This is a genomic window from Pannonibacter sp. XCT-53 (genome assembly GCF_009915765.1).
GTDB lineage: Bacteria > Pseudomonadota > Alphaproteobacteria > Rhizobiales > Stappiaceae > Pannonibacter > Pannonibacter tanglangensis.
This window is the reverse complement of sequence record NZ_JAABLQ010000001.1, coordinates 1,931,027-1,948,944: the sequence shown is the minus strand read 5'-3', so window position 1 is coordinate 1,948,944 and position 17,918 is coordinate 1,931,027. Positions and strand designations below refer to the sequence as shown.

Genomic DNA, 17,918 nt, shown 5'->3' with positions numbered 1-17,918 from the left:
GCCAGGCGGCAGCAAAAGCCCGTCAAGGAACCGTCTCAGGCTACTCTATTTGCGGCATCCGCCCAGCCCGGTGCATGGCCGGGGCACTTGCAGGAAAACGACATGGCGTGTCGCCGGCGTGATGTTGCCATGACGCAATTAGGCCAATTGCCCGCCGGGCCGCACCCGATACTGCCGCTCATGGATCTGACACCCGCGCCGCCCCTCCTGCCGGCTGCGGGCTTTCGCCGCCGGCCGCCGCGCCGGGGCGTGGTCGCGAGTGAAAAGGGATACGAAATGTCTGCATTTCCCGAGAAGGCAAAGATCGTCATCATCGGCCTCGGCGGCATCGTCGGCGCCTCGGTGGCCCATCACCTGATCGAGCGCGGCTGGGACGACATCGTCGGCATCGACAAGTCCGGCATCCCCACCGACATCGGCTCCACCGCCCACGCCTCCGACTTCTGCTACACCACCAGCCACGACTACCTGTCGGTCTGGACGACGCAATACTCCATCGATTTCTTCGAGAAGATGGGCCACTACGCCCGCATCGGCGGTCTGGAGGTCGTGCGCAAGGGCCACGACAGCTGGATGGAAGAGGTCAAGCGCAAGCTCTCCTCCGCCCGCGCCTTCGGCACGAGAGCCCATTACGTCTCCCCGTCCGAGATCAAGGCGCTGTTCCCCCTCATCGAGGAAGACCAGGTGATGGGCGGCCTGTTCGATCCCGACGCCGGCCTCGTCGTGCCGCGCTCGCAGACCGTCGCCGGCAAGCTCGTCGACCAGGGCGAGGCCAGCGGCAAGCTCAAGGCCTTCGCCAACACGCCGGCCCAGTCGCTGATCGTCGAGGGCGGCCGCATCAAGGGCGTCGTCACCCATCGCGGCACGATCATGGCCGACCATGTCATCGTCTGCGCCGGGCTTTGGGGCCGGCTGATTGCCGAGATGGTGGGCGAGGACCTGCCGGTCATGCCGGTCGACCACCCGCTGACCTTCTTCGGCCCGTTCAACGAGTTCGAGGGCACGGGCAAGGAAATCGGCTACCCGCTGCTGCGCGACCAGGGCAACTCTGCCTACATGCGCGACACCGGCGACCCGAAGACCACCGAGGGCGGCCAGATCGAGTGGGGCTATTACGAGACCGACAATCCGCGCATGTGCCACCCGCGCGACCTTCTGGAAAAGCACCAGGCCCGCCTGTCGCCGTCGCAGCGCGACCTTGAGCTGGAGCAGGTGATGGCGCCGCTGGAGCGCGCCATGGAGCTGACGCCGGTGCTGGCCGAGCTTGGCTACAACGAGAGCCATTCCTTCAACGGCCTGCTGCAGGTCTCCGCCGCCGGCGGCCCGTCCTGCGGCGAGAGCCAGAAGGTGAGGGGCCTGTGGTACTGCGTCGCCATCTGGGTCAAGGACGGCCCGGGCTACGGCAAGCTGATCGCCGACTGGATCACCGACGGGCGCACCGCCATCGACCACAATTCCATCGACTATTCGCGCTTCTACAAGCATCAGCTCACGGAGAAGTTCATCGAGGGCCGCTGCTATGAAGCCGCCCAGAAGATCTACTATCCGGCCGTCCACACCCGCGAGCCCTATGCGACGGGCCGCAACGTCAAGCGCTCGCCCTTCTATGAGCGCGAGGTGGCGCTGGGCGGCTATTTCATGGAGCTGGGCGGCTGGGAGCGTGCCCATGGCTACAAGGCCAACGAGCATCTTCTTGAGAAATATGGCGACCGGGTGCCGGTGCGCGCCAACGAATGGGACAACCGCCACTTCTGGCGCGTCTCCAACGCCGAGCATCTCGCCATGAGCGAGGATTGCGGCATGGTCAATCTCAGCCACTTCTACATCTTCGACGTGGAAGGGCCGGATCATGTGGAGCTGATGGAATGGCTTTGCGCGGCCAAGATCGGCGGCGATGCCAACATCGGCAAGGGCATCTACACCCATTTCCTCGATGACGAGGGCATGGTTCGCGCCGACCTCACCGTGATCCGCATGGCCGACCGCTGCCGCATCATCGACGGCGCCGACGCCGGTCCGCGCGATTTCCACTACGTGAAGCGCACCGCCGAGGACAAGGGCTTCACCGTCACCGTCACGGATGTCTCGGAAGCCTATGTCACCATCGGCGTCTGGGGCCCCAACGCCCGGGCCAAGCTGAAGCAGGTGGTGGCCGACCCGGCCGGGCTCGACCCGGAAAACTTCGCCTTCGCCGCCATCAAGCCGATCGAGATCGCCGGCAAGACCGTCTCCGCCTTCCGCATTTCCTATGTCGGCGAGCAGGGCTGGGAACTGCACATGAAATACGAGGACGGCCTCGCCGTCTGGGACGCGCTGCAGGCCGCCGGCATCATGGCCTTCGGCGTCGAGACCTACGCCAACTCCCGCCGCATGGAAAAGAGTCTGCGGCTGCAGAACGCCGATCTCCTCACCCAGTACAACCTGATCGAGGCCGATCTTGCCCGTCCGAAGGTGAAGGAGGCCGATTTCCGCGGCAAGGCCAAGCACCTGGAGTACAAGGCGCGCGACAGGCAGCCGGCCATGCTCTGCACGCTGGTGATGACCGACAATGTCGATGCCGCAGGCGTCGCCCGCTATCCCGTCGGCTCGATGCCGGTGGTGGACCCGTTGACCGGCGCGGTCCTCGTCGACAGCCTCGGCCGCCGCTCCTACACCACCTCCGTCGCCTATGGACCGACCATCGGCGCCAACATCGCGCTCGCCTATCTGCCGGCAGACTATTGCGAGGTCGGCCGCAAGCTGACCGTCGAATATTTCAACGAAAGCTTCCCCGTCGAGGTCGCCGCCGTGGGCTACAAGCCGCTCTACGACCCGGAAAACCTGAAGCCGCGCAGCTGATCGCCCGTCGGCGGCTCACGGCCTCTGCCCGTCGGGGCAGGGGGCGGGCCAGCATCACTTGGCCTCAGACGCTCCTGGCACGACCCAGTGAGGGGGAAGAGAAGCATTTTGCCGCCGAACTTGTGCCACTTCTGCGGTCATTGGCCTAGCATTGAGCAAGAGCTTTAGCTGCTCTCTCAGATGTGATCCGTGAGTGTCTCGCAGTCGCAGGTGTTTACATAAGGCTGCAGCGGCAATAGCCTCCGCGTGACGTTCTAAGACAACGACGGCGCTATGTAGGTCGACCTGGATGTCTGGCTTGTCCATTACAACACCGGACACCCGCATCTGGGCAAATGAAACATTCGCCGAAGACCGATGAAAGCCGTTAAGTCATTGACGCGCGTGAAGGTTAAGTGAGCAGATTATTCACCAATCTTGGGTTTATTCCCTTCATACGAAGGGGACATTTTCTGGGGGGCGAACATTCCATAGCGATGTGGTTGCCGTAAAAACGCGTCGCCGATCTGATCTCCGGTGAAACCAAGCACCTTCATCACGTGATAGCGACCTAACGCTGTGAGATAGCTCAAGAACGAAATCATCTCCTGTGCAATCTCACTGGACATTTCCAGTCCTCTCCCATGAGGGACGATGTTCCGCAAATCACGGACGCGCGTAAGGTCTGGCGCTCCACGAAATCCATCTTCGTTCCACATCCGATGAAGGCGCTCCAGACGTTTGACAAGGGAAAATCTATTCGAAGCTGTGCCCGCTATGCGATTAAAAAGGGTTCTATCATCTTCCGAACCATGGTTCTCGACCAACTCCTTCAAGTTTTTCAGTTGGCTCTTAAAATTTGGGTCTGCTCCTGAGCCGAATGTGCGCTCGTCAAAAGCCTCTAAGCAGCCTATAATTTCAAGATAGCCTTGAGTAAGGTACAGATCGTGATCTTCCACGCTCTGAATTTGATCGGCCAAGAAGATAAGCTCGTCACTGGAGCCGGTAATGTGATTCAATAATGTCTTTAGGGAAGCAGGAGAGCGTTCTTCGAATGTAAATAGATGGTGTATATCTGGAGGATTTTCGTAGCGTTTTTTTCGCGAAACGGGTTGGTACCAATACTCAGCGACGACTTCGCGTTCCTCGTTATTCCACGATTGTTTGTTGGTCGTGGGCATACGGTAGACCGGTGCCTGCACTCGTGCGCCAATTAAAAATTCGAAAAGAGCAGTAATGCGCCATGCCATGCGAGTGATTGTATCAAAGGCGACCGGCTGGGAGAACCTCAGCCTTAAAACAGTTCTTTCTTCCAACGTTATACTTTTGCTACTGGGGACACTGGTCATGCTAATGACTTCTGCCTGCGTCCCGTCGGCTAGTTCAAAAATGCGTTTCTGAGGTGGCTGAACATCAACAGAAAGAATCGGAAAATCTGTGTGTTCATTTTGGGTCCAGTCGCTATTAACAAGGCGAGGATTGACCCAAGCATGAAATGCAGGATGTTCGACCTCTAGCCCTGTGAAGATTGTGGAGCGGATATCATCCAAGAAGACATTCTTGATAAGGGCACTGGCGATAAACCGCCGGCGTTCCCGCATTACTGGCGTATTCAAACCTATGCTAAAGCCCCCAGCGCTCTGTACCCAAGGTTGAATGAGTGTGGCGCGACGCTGGTAGTCTAGCCATCCCGTCAATGTCTGGCTGTTAGTGAGAGGGGTGCTTCGGTTCGCTGCGCCCCCAGAAAACCAAACAGCTTCTAGAGATATTCCTTTGTTCAAATCAAATGTGAGACGTCCGGTTAGGTGATCACCGTCATCGCTATGATTTGGGCGAATGGCGAACCATTCTTCGAAGTTCTCAAGTTTCACTGTTTTCTCCTGTGAGATTTCATTCGGTAATCCCCAGATTCGGGCAGTCGTAGTTGTAGGTCTGGAGCAATTGGGTGGCTGACCGGATCTCTGGCATTAAGTTTTCACATTCTTGGTGGAAGCATTGAGCTTTAAACATCCAATGCAATTTAGTTAATTCAAGTTGGCGTTTAGAATCAAAGATTCGGTTTCCGCTTTGAATTGTCCTGAAGCTGCTCCATCCCATAAAGCCAGCGCGCGGGTCTCGTCCATTCCTCGCAACTAAGTCCTCGTTGTGCCGAGCCCCCACCCTTAACTCTTCCTGGACCGAGCCACAGGTCTCGTCCCGCCTTCCGCCCCCACGAGGGGGAGGGGAGGTCAAGCGCTGCGACAAGGTCATCCAGCCTCCGCACAACGCCAGCTCCCTGCCACCTGGACATGCCCCGAGGCGCCCCTCTCCCCCCTTGAGGGGGAGATGTCTGCGCCAGCAGACAGAGGGGGGGGGTATCAGCGCCTCGGCAGACCCGGCGCCGGAGATCATCGCACCGCCGCTCACCCCCCTCTGCCCCCTGGCGGGGGCATCTCCCCCTCAAGGGGGGAGAGGAAGAGCGCCTGACCTCCGGGGCGAGCTCTTCCAATGGTTGCCAGTCTGTCCGACCTGAACCGGGTTCGCCCCCACCCCACCCCAAAAGCCGTTTTCCAGACACTTGCCGGTGCAATCGGGCTTGAGGGGCGGGTGGGGGTGGGGGATGCTGGGGCAAGGTGCCCGTGATGGGCCGGCTGTCCGGGCAAGCGGCGGCCGGTCGAGAGCGCGCCGGAACACCGAAACAGCCCCGGAAAGACGATCATGAGCAAGCTTGAAACCCTCCTCGCCGAAAAGGGCGTGCTGCTGGCCGATGGCGCGACGGGGACCAACCTGTTCCAGATGGGCCTGACCTCCGGCGATGCGCCGGAGCTGTGGAACGTCGACGAGCCGGAAAAGATCAAGGCGCTGCACCGGGCCTTTGTCGAGGCGGGCGCGGATATCCTGCTCACCAACACCTTCGGTGCCAACCGCCACCGCATGAAGCTGCACAAGGCCGAAGACCGGGTGGCGGAGCTGAACGCCGCCGCCGCGCGCCTGGCCCGGGCGGTGGCCGACGAGGTGAAGCGCGAGGTGCTGATTGCCGGCTCCATCGGCCCCACGGGCGAACTTCTGGTGCCGCTCGGCGCGCTCACCTATGAGGGCGCGGTTGCGGCCTTTGCCGAGCAGATCGAGGGGCTGAAGGCGGGCGGCGTCGACATTCTCTGGGTCGAGACCATGTCCGCGCCGGAGGAAATGCAGGCAGCCGCGGAGGCGGCCAAGGGCTCCGGCCTGCCGCTGGTGATCTCGGCCAGTTTCGACACCGCCGGCCGCACCATGATGGGCCTGACCCCGAAGGCGCTGACCGAGGTGACCTCGACCTTCGCCTGCACGCCGACGGTGGTGGGCGCCAATTGCGGCGTCGGCGCGTCGGATCTGCTTGCCACCATCCTGCAGATGTCGGAGGCCAACCCGCAGGCGATCATCCTCGCCAAGGGCAATTGCGGCATTCCGGTCATCCAGGGCGACAAGGTGGTCTATTCCGGCACGCCGGAGCTGATGGAAACCTATGCCCACATGGCGCTGAATGCCGGCGCGCGCATTGTCGGCGGCTGCTGCGGCACCTCGCCGCTTCATCTCGCCGCCATGCGCAAGGCGCTCGACAGCCACACCCCCGGCCCGCGCCCGACGCTGGACGACATCATCCGCGACATCGGCCCGCTCGTCTCCCCGCCGAACGAGAATGCCGGCGAGGGACGGGGCGGCGAGGGCCGCAGAGGCCGCCGCAGGGGGTAGTCCTTCACCCCCGCCGCCGTCTCCGGCGGCCGCCGTCGGGGCCGTCGCCGCCGCCTTTCGGCTCCGGCAGGGCCACGGCGGCGCGGAGTTTCTCGAACGGATCGGCCTTGTTCGGCAGGGCCATGGCATTGACGAAATGCGCCTGGAAATCGGGCTCCAGCGCGGTCTCGATCTTCTCGATGCCGCGCACGATCTCTTCCACCTCGCGCCGGTGCTTGCGGCTGAGGAGGGCCATGCGCGCGCCGGTGCCGGCGGCATTGCCCACCCCGCTGACCGCGTCGAGATCGCAATCCGGAATGAGGCCGATGACCATGGCATACATCGGGTCGATGTAGCTGCCGAAGGCACCGGCGAGACGGATCCGGTCGATGGGCGGATTGCCGAGCTTGTCGGAGAGCAGCTTCACGCCGGCATAGAGCGCGGCCTTGGCGAGCTGGATCGAGCGGATGTCGGTCTGGGTGATGGTGATCGCAATGCCGTCACCGGCGATGACATAGCTGTAGGTGCGCCCGTTCGGCACGATCCGCGCCGTGCGTTCGGCCATTGCCCCGTCGATGACGCCGTCCTCGTTGATGAGGCCTGAGAGATACATCTCCGCCACCGCCTCGATGATGCCCGAGCCGCAGATGCCGGTGACGCCGACCTGGTCCACCTTCTCGGCAAAGCCCGGCTCGTCCGACCATTCGTCCAGCCCGATGACCTTGAAGCGCGGCTCCAGCGTCACCCGGTCGATGCGGATGCGCTCGATGGCGCCGGGGGCGGCGCGCTGGCCGCAGGTGATCTCCGCGCCCTCGAAGGCGGGGCCGGTGGGGGAGGAGGCAGCGAGCAGCCGGTCGCGGTTGCCCAGCACGATTTCCGCATTGGTGCCGATGTCGACGAGAAGCGTCAGCGCCTCGCCCTTGCCCGGCGCCTCGGCCAGCGTTGCTGCGGCCGCGTCGGCACCGACATGGCCGGCGATGCAGGGCAGCATGTAGACGCGCGCGCCCGCCGCCAGCTCCAGCGCCAGATCGCGGGCGGGCAGCGTCAGCGCGTCGGAGACGGCGAGTGCAAAGGGCGCGCCGCCGAGCTCCGTCGGGTCGATGCCGAGGAACAGGTGATGCATCACCGGATTGCCGACGAAGGTGGCGTTGAGCACATCGCTGCGGCTCGCGCCGACGTCTGCGACAAGCTTGCCGACCAGCGCGTTGATCGCCTCGCGCACGGTGCGGGTGAGGTCCGGCAGGCGCGCCGGGTTCATCTGCACATAGGAGACGCGCGACATCAGATCCTCGCCGAAGCGGATCTGTGGATTGGACGTGCCGGCGGAGGACACGGTGCGGCCGGTCGTCAGGTCGCACAGATGCGCGGCGATGGTGGTCGAGCCGATGTCGACGGCAAGGCCATAGGCGGTGGTCTTCTCGCCGGGCCACAGGCCGATGACCAGCGGCGGCTCGCCCGCGTCGTCATAAAGCGCGGCCGTCACCTGCCACTGTCCCTTGCGCAGGACGGTCTGGACGCTCGCCAGCAGCGGCGGATCGAAGCGCAGGCCGACAAGGCCGGAGGCCGCTTCAAGCGCCTCGCGCAGGCGGTCGGCATCACCGCGCGGGGTTTCCATGTCCGGCTCCTCAACCCGCACGGTGACGAGGCGGACGGCCGGATCGGGATCGATATGGCGGATCTCGGCGCGCTTGCGCACGATCTGCCGGTTGGTCTGGGCCTCGGTCGGCACGTCGATGACGAGATCGCCGAGGATCTTCGCCTGGCAGGACAGGCGCCGGTCACTGGCCAGCCCGCGCAGCTCGGCGTAGCGGCTTTCCTTGTCGGTCGCCGGCGCCAGGTGCCCGGCGGCGCTGGTCAGGCCCTCCTTGGCGAACTGGCCCTCCGACACCGAGCACTGGCACTTGCCACAAATGCCGCGCCCGCCGCAGACCGATTCCACGTACACCCCGAGCGCCCTGGCAGCATCCAGCAGCGGCGTGCCGATATCGAACGTGCCACGCCGCCCGCTTGGCTGGAACACCACGCGGGCGGTGGCCTGCGGCGCGGCAGGCGAGGAGGAAGAACCGGGGGCTGGCGTCGGCAGGCTGTCGTTCAAGGTGTCCTCGAGGTGCGTTCGGGCGGTGTCAGGTCTTGGTCAGCCGCCGGGTGTTGGCGCGCACGCGCTTGGCAAAGGGCTTCATCGCCGCATGGGCGATGGGTTCGGGCGTCAGGGCCGCCGGCTTGCGGCCAAGCGCCACCTGGGTCATCGCGCGGGTCGCCTGCAGGGCCATGGCCTGCTGCGCGGCCAGCGTGCCTTCAACCATGGCGGCGGCCTTCTCGCCGATCATGCGGCCCATCTCGGCGTTCTCGCGGGTGGAGCCGGTGGCGGCCGCCAGCATCATCGCCTGCGTGCGCAGGGCAATGACGAGCGGGGCCTGAAACCACAGGCTGGCCAGATCATGGGTGAACTGCTTGGAACGGGACATGATCACTCCGGCCGGCAGCGGGGAGACAGGGGAGCCGGGCTCACCCCTGCCGCAGGCGAGCCTCGCGTCCACCGCGCCGGCGCGACGCGCCTGCAGCGGGGGCTTCTGGTCCGGCGGTCGCGCCTTCGGCCCCGCCGGGCTTGTAGTCGCGGTAATTCATGATCCATTCCTGACAGTTGGGGTCATTGCCGGCAAGCACATTCCCCGCGCGCACCATTTCCATCTCCTGCGGCCGGCAGGGGTTCATGATGGCGCTGGTCATGCCGCTGGCGATCACCATCGGGATGAAGGCCGAGTTGATGCCGTGGCGATGCGGCAGGCCGAAGGAGATGTTGGAGAGGCCGCAGGTGGTGTTCACCTTCAGCTCCTCGCGCAGTCGGCGCAGGAGATGGAACACCTGGCGTCCCGCCGTTCCCATCGCCCCGATCGGCATCACCAGAGGGTCGACCACGATGTCGCAGGCCGGAATGCCATAGTCGGCCGCCCGTTCCACGATCTTCCTGGCAACCGCGAAGCGCACGTCCGGATCCTCGGAAATGCCGGTCTCGTCGTTGGAGATCGCCACCACCGGCACGTTGTACTTCTTGACGAGCGGCAGGATCGCCTCGAGCTTCTCGTCCTCGCCGGTGACCGAATTGACCAGCGGCCGGCCCCTGGCCACCTTCAGGCCCGCCTCGATGGCAGCCGTCACGGATGAATCGATGGACAAGGGAATGTCGACAAGTCCCTGAACGATCTCGAGAGTCTTGACGAGGAGCGGCGGTTCCGTCTCGTTCGGATTGACCGCTGTCACGCCGGCATTGATGTCAAGCATGGTCGCGCCGGCGGCCACCTGGGCCAGCGCGTCCTTGATCACCGTGTCGAAGTTGCCTTCGATCATCTCGGCCGCCAGCTTCTTGCGGCCCGTCGGGTTGATGCGCTCACCGATGACGCAGAACGGCTGGTCAAAGCCGATGACGATTTCCTTGGTGGCGGATGCAACAATCGTGCGGGTCATCGGGCAAGCTCCTGTGCGTCAAAAGGGGAGGCGGCGGCAGGCCCCCAGGACCCGCGCTGGGACAGCCATTCGGTCGTCTTGGCGAGGCCGCCGAAGGGATAGACATGGATCTGGGCGAGCGGGGTGGCCGGATGCGAGCGCACCCGCGCCTCCAGCGGCTCCACCATCGACGCGGGGTCGTAGCCGGTCAGCATCGACACCACGGCACCGCCGCGTTTCTTGAGGAAATTCAGCGAGTTCTCGACGCCGGCGAAGGCGGCGAACTTCAGCAGCGTCGTCATCTTGGCCGGACCCGCCACGCCCAGATGGACGGGGAAGGTGTTACCCCAGGCGGTCAGCTCGTCCAGCCAGAGCGCGACGCGGTGCGGATCAAAGCCGAACTGGGTGACGATCAGGAACGTCGCATCGCTGCTGGCTGCAAGCGCGTGCTTCTTCATCAGGAAGTCCCGGATCACCGGGGCCGGAATGTCGGGTGCGCCTTCCGGATGGCCGGCGACCGCAATGCTGCGGATGCCGAGCCTGTCGAACAGCCCCGTCTCGATGAGGGCAACGGACGAGGTCAGCGGCCCCGGCGTGTCGGTTTCGCCGGCAATCGCCAGAACATCCGCGACGCCGGCCTCCTGTGTCAGGCGCGTGATGCGGCGCTCGAAGGCGGCAAGGCTGTCATAGCGCCGGGCCGCCATGTGCGGCACCGGCACCAGTCCGGCGTCCTTGACGCGCCTTGCGGCTTCGACGATCTGGTCCTCGGAGCAGTTGCCGAGATCCGTGACATAGACCCGTGTTCCGCGCGGCACGCCGGTCAGCAGGTCGGATTTTTCGCAGACCTGGCGCGGCGACACCTCGGTCGAGGCGGCAAGGCGTCCGGCAGCATTGAGGCGCGGGTCCGGCATTTGGGAAGGGTCCTCAGTCTTGCGGCGCAAGGCCGCCATTGGCCGCCAGCGCCAGCACGCGCTCGCGGGGAAAGTCGGCCACCAGCGCCGCCACGGCACGGTCGGCTTCCGCTTCGAGATCGTCGCCGACCTCGACCGGATCGGCGCGGCGCCATTCGGCCAGATAGGCCTCGCTGTCCTTGGCACCGACGCGCATGGCGGCGGCATCGACGGCTTCCATGAACAGGGGCGGCAGCTCCCGGCGGGCACTCTTGCGGCCGGACTTCACCAGCACCTGGGCCGGAATGTCACGCCAGTAAACGACGACGAGCTGCGCCATGGAGGTCCTTCCGACTGCTCAAGTGATGATCAATCTTGGCTGAAGAACAGGCAGCCGGACGGCAGAAGGCGACACGGCACGGTGCGAAAGCGACGCCCGCGGAACGTAAGGGATTCTGCGGAATCAGGCGCTCAGGCAGACGCGTCGCCGGGAGACGCCGGCTGCAGGAAGTCTCCCAGCAGACCATAGCCGGTGGCGATGCGCACGAAGGGCAGCCCGAGCGTGGCTGCGGCCCGTTCGGCGGCTGTGGTCAGCTCCGCGTCCTCGGTCTGGGCCAGATAGACAAGCCGGGTATAGTTGCCGAAATACAGGTCGCGCAGCTCGGGATGCCGGTCGAGGCCGAGCGGCTCGATCACCATGGTCTGGAAGTGGCGGGCCAGGAAATCGGTGAGATAAAAGCTGCCGAGCTGGTCGTCCTCCAGCCGGTCGAAGGCGGCAAGCCCGGCGAAGAAGGCGTAGCAATGCGCGCCATCGATCCGCCTGGCCTTCGGATGCGCCGCCAGCACCCTGTCGAGATGTCCGCCGGTGCCGCAATCGGCATAGGCCACCAGCACCTCGTCATAGGCCGCGCCCCGGTCGGCGAGGGCTGCAGCGACCGCCGGCGCGATCCGGTCCGGCGTGTTGTGCAATTGCGCGGGCAGGCAATGCAGGTCGAGATGGGAAAGCCCGTGCTGGGCGGTGAGGGCGAGAATTTCCCGCGCCAGCGCGCCGCAGGCCAGCACCAGCACCGACGGCTTGCGGTCGGTGCCGCCGTCGTCAGGGACAGCAGGCGCGGCCGGGGTCTGTGCGCCGGGCCGCGCGGCCATGATCTCAGGCCTTGCCCAGCCGGTTGTGCCGGCGGGCGATCAGCTCCTTGGCGGTCTCCACCGCCACGGCGGCGTCACGGCAATAGCCATCGGCGCCGACCGCCTCGCCGAACTCCTCGTTCAGCGGCGCGCCGCCGACGAGCACGATGTAGTCGTCGCGGATGCCCTTCTCGATCATCGTGTCGATGACGACCTTCATGTAGGGCATGGTGGTGGTCAGGAGCGCCGACATGCCGACGATGTCGGGCTTGTGCTCCTCGATGGCGGCCAGATAGTTCTCGACCGGATTGTTGATGCCGATGTCGATCACCTCGAAGCCGGCACCTTCCATCATCATCGAGACAAGGTTCTTGCCGATGTCGTGGATGTCGCCCTTCACCGTGCCGATGACCATCTTGCCGACCTTCGGCGCGTTGGTCTCCGCCAGGAGCGGCCGCAGGATCGACATGCCGGCCTTCATCGCATTGGCCGACAGAAGCACTTCCGGCACGAACAGGATGCCATCGCGGAAGTCGATGCCGACGATGCGCATGCCCTCGACCAGCGCCTTGGTCAGCACCTCATAAGGGGTCCAGCCGCGATCCAGCAGGATGCGGACACCCTCCTCGATCTCTTCCTTGAGACCGTCGTAGAGGTCGTCGTGCATCTGGGCGACGAGATCCTCGTCGGAAAGGGCACTGAGATCGATATCGTCGTCCGACATGGGCCATCCGTGAGTGCTGGAAAAGCTGTCCCATCACACTGCGTGCGCCGCCCGCCAGCCGCTGTTCCCAATCCGACACGCCGCGCCCTGCCTGCGACAGGCGCGCGGTCGCCCGGGCTCAGCCGAGATCGGTGCGGGCGAAATCCGCGCCCTTGTAGAGCAGCGTGAGCCGCCGTGACCTCGCGCAGGCATAGGCAAAGCAGTCGCCAAGGTTCAGCGCCGCCGGATGACCGACCATCTTGCCATAGGTGCCGGCGGCCTCGAGTGCGGCCTCGCCGACCTCAGCGGTGATCGGGATGTCGGTGCAGGCGAGATCCTCGATCAACGCGTCGACCGCCGCCCGGGCCTGTGCCAGCGCGCGCCGCCGGGCCTCCGGCGAGCCGTCACGGCAGCGCGCCCGCGCCAGACCGGCGATGGCCTCGAAGCGGACCAGCGGCGAGACATGAAACCCGGTCCCTTGTGCGTCAAGGCGAGCCGTCAGGTCGCCCGCGTCGGTTTCAGGCAGCAGCAGGGCAACAATCGCCGAGGCATCAAGGAACATCACGCCTCGTCCCAGAGGGCAGCGCGGAAGGCCTTGAAATCAAAGTCCGGATCCGGCGTGCCGATCTCTGCGGCGAGCTGGCGGGATCGGGCCAGCCGCTCGGCAACCGGCAGCACGTGCCGTTGCCTGTCGATCTCGTTGCGCAGGGCCGTGCGCACGGCTTCCGTCTTGCTGCTGGCCCCGATGAGGGCCTGCAGTTCACGCGCAAGTTCGAGAACCTCGTCGTCCTTGACATAGAGCGGCATGGGATATCCTCCGGCAGGATATCCATACCACGTCACGGGATATTCGTCACGCGCCGCCCCGGCGAGACCGCCTGCTCAGAACAACCCCTCGATCTGCCCCTCGGCATTGAGGCCGATGCTGAGGGCGGCGGGCTGCTTGGGCAGGCCGGGCATGGTCATGATGTCGCCGCAGATGGCGACGACGAAGCCGGCACCGGCCGACAGGCGCACCTCGCGTACCGGCAGCTCGTGGCCCTCGGGCGCACCCAGCAGGGTCGGATCGGCGGAGAAGGAATACTGGGTCTTGGCCATGCAGACCGGCAGATGGCCGTAGCCCGCCTCCTGCCAGCGCTCCAGCTGCTCGCGCGCGGCCTTGTCGAACACCACGCTGCCGGCGCGGTAGATGCGCCGGGCGATGGTCTCGATCTTGTCGGCGAGCGGCAGGGCGTCCTCGTAGAGCGGGGCGAAGCGGGCGCTGCCGCCGTCCACCAGTTCCACCACCTTGCGCGCCAGCGCCTCCGTGCCCTTCGAGCCTTCGGCCCAGTGGGTGGAGAGGATCGCCTCGACGCCAAGGCCGGCGCAGAAGGCCTGCACCGCGGCGATCTCGGCGGCCGTGTCGCTGGTGAAATGGTTGAGCGCCACCACCACCGGCACGCCGAAGGACTTGAGATTTTCGATGTGCCGGCCAAGGTTGACGCAGCCGGCGGTGACGGCTGCCACGTTCTCCGCGCCAAGGTCCGCCTTGGCGATGCCGCCGTTCATCTTCAGCGCCCTGACGGTGGCGACCAGCACGGCCGCCGAGGGAACGAGACCACCCTTGCGGCACTTGATGTCGAAGAACTTCTCCGCGCCCAGATCCGCACCGAAGCCCGCTTCCGTCACCACATAGTCGGCCAGCCGCAGCGCCGTGTCGGTGGCAATCAGCGAGTTGCAGCCATGGGCGATGTTGGCGAAGGGCCCGCCATGCACGAGGGCAGGGGTGTGCTCCAGCGTCTGCACCAGGTTGGGCTGGAACGCTTCCTTGAGCAGCACGGTCATGGCCCCGTCTGCGCCAAGGTCCCTGGCTGTGACCGGCGATCGGTCGCGCCGCGTGCCGACGACGATGCGCCCGAGCCGCTCGGTCAGGTCGTTCAGGTCGCGGGCCAGGCAAAGGATGGCCATCACTTCCGAGGCGACGGTGATGTCGAAGCCCGCCTCGCGCGGCACGCCGTTGGCCGGGCCACCAAGGCCCACGACCAGATTGCGCAGTGCCCGGTCGTTCATGTCCAGCGCCCGGCGCAGGGCAATGCGCCGGGTGTCGATCTGCAGCGCATTGCCCCAGTAGAGGTGATTGTCGAGCAGGGCGCAGAGGAGATTGTGCGCGGCGGTGATGGCGTGGAAATCACCGGTGAAATGGAGGTTGATGTCCTCCATCGGCACCACCTGCGCATGGCCGCCGCCGGCCGCGCCGCCCTTCATGCCGAAGCAAGGCCCGAGCGAGGGTTCGCGCAGGCAGATCGCCGCCTTCTTGCCGATGCGGGCGAGCCCGTCGCCGAGGCCGACGGTCGTCGTCGTCTTGCCTTCGCCGGCGGGGGTCGGGTTGATCGCGGTCACCAGCACGAGCTTGCCGCGCGGGCGGTCCTTCAGGGTCGCGATGAAGGACGCCGAGATCTTGGCCTTGGTCTTGCCGTAGGGCTCCAGCGCCTCGTCCGGGATGCCGAGCCGGGCTGCGACCTCCGGCATCGGCTTGAGTGTCGCTGCGCGGGCAATCTCGATGTCGCTGGCCATGGCACTGTCCCTGGGATTCGAGGCACTGTCGGAGCCTCTTTCGTAGCCTGCCGCGCGGGATCGGGAAACCGGTTTCGCAGGCAACCATCGCCCGTTGCCGGGGAGGGTGCGCCTTCAGCCCGCAGGCTGGGACGGCTCGACGAGACGCAGATGCGTGCCCCGCGGCTTGCGACCGGTGCTGAGCGTCCCGATCAGACGGGGCGACAGGCTGGCAAGCGGCATGGCTGCCCCGAACAGGTAGCCCTGACCGATCTGGCATCCGACGCGCTGGAGCAGGCGACGCTGCTCCTCGGTTTCCACGCCTTCCACCGTCACGCTGATGCCGAGCTGGCGGGCAAGGCCGACAACGGCCTCGATGATCGACAGCGAATGCGGATCGCTGCCGATGGAGCGCACGAAGCTGCGGTCCACCTTCAGCTCGTCCCAGGCGAACAGGCGCAGGTAGGACAGCGCGGAGTAGCCGGTGCCGAAGTCGTCCAGCGCGATGGCGACGCCAAGCTTCTTCAGCCGGTGCAGCGTGGCGATGCAGCGGTCGGTGTCGGACATGACGATCGATTCCGTGACCTCCAGCTTCAGCCGTGTCGGCGGCAGGCCGGAGCGCTCCAGGATGTCCTGCACGGTCTCGACGAGGTCGTCGCGGACCAGCTGGGCGACGGACAGGTTGACCGACACCTTCACCTCCGGCGGCATCAGCGTCGCCTCGGCGCAGGCCGCCTCCAGCACGGCGCGGCCCAGTTCCACCACCTTGCCCGAGCTTTCGGCAATCGGCACGAACTCGTCCGGACCGATGCGCCCGAGCGTCGGATGGGTCCAGCGTGCCAGGGCTTCCACACCGATGATGCGGCCGCTCGCCATGTCGACCTGCGGCTGGTAATGCGGCGCGATCTCGCCGAGGGCGATGGCCGAGATGAGGTCGGATTCGATCCGCCGGCGCCGCGTGATGTCGGCCCGCATGGCCACGTCGAAGAGCTGCACCGAGCCCTTGGCCCGGGCCTTGGCATGGCTCAGCGCCAGGTCCGCATTGTCGGGCAACTGCTGCAGGTCAGGCACCGAACTGCTGGCGACCGCCACGCCGATCGTTGCCTGGATGACCACCGTGCCGTCCGGGATGCGATAGGGTTCGGCGAGGGCGCGGCGCAGGTTTTCCGCCTTCTCGCAGGCCTCGGACACCCCGTTCAGGACGCGGAGCACGACCACGAACTCGTCGCCGCCGAAGCGCGCGACCGAGGCGTCCTGCCAGAGGCCGGCAAAGCGGCTGAGGCGTTCGCCGACCGACACCAGCAAGGCATCGCCGGCCGAATGGCCAAGCGTGTCGTTGATGGCCTTGAACCCGTCCAGATCGATCGCCAGAACCGCAAGGCTGCCCTCGGCGGACTTCTGCACCTCGGTTGCGAACGCGTCCTGGAAGGCGAGGCGGTTGGGCAGGGAGGTCAGGGCATCATGGCGGGCCAGGAAGGCATGGTTTGCCGCGCTTGTCGCCGCGCGGGCATGCGCGCGGCTGAGCAGGCGGTTCTGCAGCAGCAGCGAGATCACCAGCACCGCGCCGAGCGTCAGCAGCGCCCCGGTGATCCAGGTCTCCACCTCGATCTTCTGCTTGAGCTCGCTGCGCACGTCCTCCGCTTCCGTCAGGCTGGCGCTGTAGGCCTCGCCCCCGATCCGGTCCATGGCGGTGGCAATGCCGACGAGGCGACGCATCAGGTCAGCCTGGATCGCCGGCTCGTCGAGGCGCTCGATCATCGGCTCGAGGGCCGCCAGGTCGCGCACCAGCGCCTCGAACCGCGCCTCCCGCAAGGGGTTGCTGGCGATGAACCGTCCGAACTGGCCCGAGCCCCAGGTGCCGAGACGCCCGACGATGATCTGGAAATAGAGCCGCGCCTCGTCGGCGACGCCCGCGTCGCCCGTGGCAGCATAGCGCGCCACCCGCTCGCGCAGGGACGTGATCTCGAGGCGGCCGTTGAAGCCCGTCCAGGCGATGTCATAGCGGTTCGCCTGCTCGACCGTCGACTGGTGCGAGACGATCAGGTGCGAATACACCACGGCCGCGATCGCAAGGGCGAGCACGACGACGATGGCGAGACGGCGGACCAGCTTTGTCATGATGTCAGGCCCCTCCGGACCTCTCTTGCCTGAGCGGCGCGGCCGGGCTCAGCGGAAGGCCATGCTTTTGACCTGCCAGACCGAGCGGCTGTAATGCACCTCGCTGCGCAGGCTCGGATCGGCATCGAACGGATAGACGATGAACAGCGGCCCCTTGTCGGACACGGCCATGTAGGCGCCGTTGCGCTTCATCGCGAGGATCGCCTTGCGCTCGATCAGGTCTGCGGTCGGGATCTCGACGAAGTAGTTGTTGAGCGCCACCACCTCGACCATGTCGCCCTTGATCTTGAGCGCCTCGAACAGGCGGGCGAGCGAGACGCCCTCGAAGGTCATCGCGCCGTCGTACCAGGGCGTCGTGGTGGTCACGCTCTCCAGGCCGAGCGCTTCCAGGTCGGCGCGGGTCAGGGACTTCTGGCCCCCGTCGATCCGCCCTTCGACGGTCAGCAGGATGTCCTGCGGGCTGGCGGCGCGCACGGGCGCGGCCAGGGCGAGGGCGAGGGCAAACAGCGTGGCAAGGCGGACAACGAGAGACATTCGGCGTCACTCCGGCAGAAAACTCTCCCTAGGGTAGGTTCTGCCCGCCAAGGACTGCTGAAGGACTTGCT

The 17,918-nt window shown here is 65.7% G+C and carries 15 protein-coding genes; 2 read left to right on the top strand and 13 right to left on the bottom strand.

Annotation, left to right across the window (positions count from 1 at the left end):
• Positions 1–276: 276 nt before the first annotated feature.
• Positions 277–2,838 carry a GcvT family protein gene (locus GWI72_RS08715; protein WP_161708390.1) on the top strand — a complete coding sequence of 854 codons (2,562 nt, stop codon included), beginning with the start codon at positions 277–279 and terminating at the stop codon, positions 2,836–2,838.
• 404 nt (positions 2,839–3,242) lie between these two features.
• On the opposite strand, the gene GWI72_RS08710 is transcribed toward GWI72_RS08715, so the two are convergent.
• Positions 3,243–4,688 (bottom strand): ApeA N-terminal domain 1-containing protein, encoded by a 1,446-nt coding sequence (locus GWI72_RS08710; protein ID WP_161708389.1) that lies wholly within the window; start codon positions 4,686–4,688, stop codon positions 3,243–3,245.
• Positions 4,689–5,514: 826 nt separating this feature from the next.
• Here GWI72_RS08710 and bmt point away from each other — a divergent pair.
• Positions 5,515–6,525, top strand: coding sequence for a betaine--homocysteine S-methyltransferase (gene bmt, locus GWI72_RS08705; protein ID WP_161708388.1), 1,011 nt, complete (start codon positions 5,515–5,517; stop codon positions 6,523–6,525).
• A gap of 4 nt (positions 6,526–6,529) precedes the next feature.
• Here the strand turns inward: bmt and GWI72_RS08700 are convergent, their stop codons facing one another.
• From GWI72_RS08700 to GWI72_RS08645, 12 genes are all read right to left on the bottom strand, one after another.
• Positions 6,530–8,587, bottom strand: coding sequence for an ASKHA domain-containing protein (locus GWI72_RS08700; protein WP_161709132.1), 2,058 nt, complete (start codon positions 8,585–8,587; stop codon positions 6,530–6,532).
• A gap of 40 nt (positions 8,588–8,627) precedes the next feature.
• On the bottom strand, positions 8,628–8,969 hold the full coding sequence (locus tag GWI72_RS08695; protein WP_161708387.1) for a hypothetical protein: 342 nt from the start codon (positions 8,967–8,969) through the stop codon (positions 8,628–8,630).
• Positions 8,970–9,009: 40 nt separating this feature from the next.
• Positions 9,010–9,966 (bottom strand): methyltetrahydrofolate cobalamin methyltransferase, encoded by a 957-nt coding sequence (locus GWI72_RS08690; protein ID WP_161708385.1) that lies wholly within the window; start codon positions 9,964–9,966, stop codon positions 9,010–9,012.
• Positions 9,963–10,856 carry a methylenetetrahydrofolate reductase gene (locus GWI72_RS08685; protein ID WP_161708383.1) on the bottom strand — a complete coding sequence of 298 codons (894 nt, stop codon included), beginning with the start codon at positions 10,854–10,856 and terminating at the stop codon, positions 9,963–9,965. Before GWI72_RS08685 ends, GWI72_RS08690 begins: the two co-directional genes overlap by 4 nt.
• A gap of 13 nt (positions 10,857–10,869) precedes the next feature.
• Positions 10,870–11,175: a virulence factor gene (locus GWI72_RS08680; protein WP_161708382.1), complete on the bottom strand. Its 306-nt coding sequence runs from the start codon at positions 11,173–11,175 to the stop codon at positions 10,870–10,872.
• 131 nt (positions 11,176–11,306) lie between these two features.
• A complete protein-coding gene (locus tag GWI72_RS08675) occupies positions 11,307–11,981 on the bottom strand; it encodes a DUF1638 domain-containing protein (protein ID WP_161673844.1) in 675 nt (224 codons plus the stop codon).
• A gap of 4 nt (positions 11,982–11,985) precedes the next feature.
• A complete protein-coding gene (locus tag GWI72_RS08670; protein ID WP_161673842.1) occupies positions 11,986–12,684 on the bottom strand; it encodes a corrinoid protein in 699 nt (232 codons plus the stop codon).
• 118 nt (positions 12,685–12,802) lie between these two features.
• The gene (locus tag GWI72_RS08665; RefSeq protein WP_161708380.1) at positions 12,803–13,225 is read right to left on the bottom strand and encodes a type II toxin-antitoxin system VapC family toxin; all 423 of its coding nucleotides are present in this window, start codon (positions 13,223–13,225) and stop codon (positions 12,803–12,805) included.
• Positions 13,225–13,470: a type II toxin-antitoxin system VapB family antitoxin gene (locus GWI72_RS08660; protein ID WP_161708378.1), complete on the bottom strand. Its 246-nt coding sequence runs from the start codon at positions 13,468–13,470 to the stop codon at positions 13,225–13,227. Before GWI72_RS08660 ends, GWI72_RS08665 begins: the two co-directional genes overlap by 1 nt.
• A 75-nt stretch (positions 13,471–13,545) precedes the next feature.
• Positions 13,546–15,216 carry a formate--tetrahydrofolate ligase gene (locus GWI72_RS08655; RefSeq protein WP_161708377.1) on the bottom strand — a complete coding sequence of 557 codons (1,671 nt, stop codon included), beginning with the start codon at positions 15,214–15,216 and terminating at the stop codon, positions 13,546–13,548.
• Between the two features lie 114 nt (positions 15,217–15,330).
• Positions 15,331–17,313 carry a putative bifunctional diguanylate cyclase/phosphodiesterase gene (locus GWI72_RS08650; RefSeq protein WP_161708376.1) on the bottom strand — a complete coding sequence of 661 codons (1,983 nt, stop codon included), beginning with the start codon at positions 17,311–17,313 and terminating at the stop codon, positions 15,331–15,333.
• 48 nt (positions 17,314–17,361) lie between these two features.
• Positions 17,362–17,847, bottom strand: a complete 486-nt coding sequence (locus tag GWI72_RS08645; RefSeq protein ID WP_161673834.1) for a molybdopterin-dependent oxidoreductase — start codon at positions 17,845–17,847, stop codon at positions 17,362–17,364.
• Positions 17,848–17,918 lie beyond the last annotated feature (71 nt).

Excerpts from the sequence above, each read along its gene's own strand:
- GWI72_RS08715 (WP_161708390.1), top strand. The coding sequence starts at position 277 with ATGTCTGCATTTCCCGAGAAGGCAAAGATCGTCATCATCGGCCTCGGC.
- bmt (WP_161708388.1), top strand. The coding sequence starts at position 5,515 with ATGAGCAAGCTTGAAACCCTCCTCGCCGAAAAGGGCGTGCTGCTGGCC.
- GWI72_RS08695 (WP_161708387.1), bottom strand. The coding sequence starts at position 8,969 with ATGTCCCGTTCCAAGCAGTTCACCCATGATCTGGCCAGCCTGTGGTTT.
- GWI72_RS08690 (WP_161708385.1), bottom strand. The coding sequence starts at position 9,966 with ATGACCCGCACGATTGTTGCATCCGCCACCAAGGAAATCGTCATCGGC.
- GWI72_RS08685 (WP_161708383.1), bottom strand. The coding sequence starts at position 10,856 with ATGCCGGACCCGCGCCTCAATGCTGCCGGACGCCTTGCCGCCTCGACC.
- GWI72_RS08680 (WP_161708382.1), bottom strand. The coding sequence starts at position 11,175 with ATGGCGCAGCTCGTCGTCGTTTACTGGCGTGACATTCCGGCCCAGGTG.
- GWI72_RS08675 (WP_161673844.1), bottom strand. The coding sequence starts at position 11,981 with ATGGCCGCGCGGCCCGGCGCACAGACCCCGGCCGCGCCTGCTGTCCCT.
- GWI72_RS08670 (WP_161673842.1), bottom strand. The coding sequence starts at position 12,684 with ATGTCGGACGACGATATCGATCTCAGTGCCCTTTCCGACGAGGATCTC.
- GWI72_RS08665 (WP_161708380.1), bottom strand. The coding sequence starts at position 13,225 with ATGTTCCTTGATGCCTCGGCGATTGTTGCCCTGCTGCTGCCTGAAACC.
- GWI72_RS08660 (WP_161708378.1), bottom strand. The coding sequence starts at position 13,470 with ATGCCGCTCTATGTCAAGGACGACGAGGTTCTCGAACTTGCGCGTGAA.
- GWI72_RS08655 (WP_161708377.1), bottom strand. The coding sequence starts at position 15,216 with ATGGCCAGCGACATCGAGATTGCCCGCGCAGCGACACTCAAGCCGATG.
- GWI72_RS08650 (WP_161708376.1), bottom strand. The coding sequence starts at position 17,313 with ATGACAAAGCTGGTCCGCCGTCTCGCCATCGTCGTCGTGCTCGCCCTT.
- GWI72_RS08645 (WP_161673834.1), bottom strand. The coding sequence starts at position 17,847 with ATGTCTCTCGTTGTCCGCCTTGCCACGCTGTTTGCCCTCGCCCTCGCC.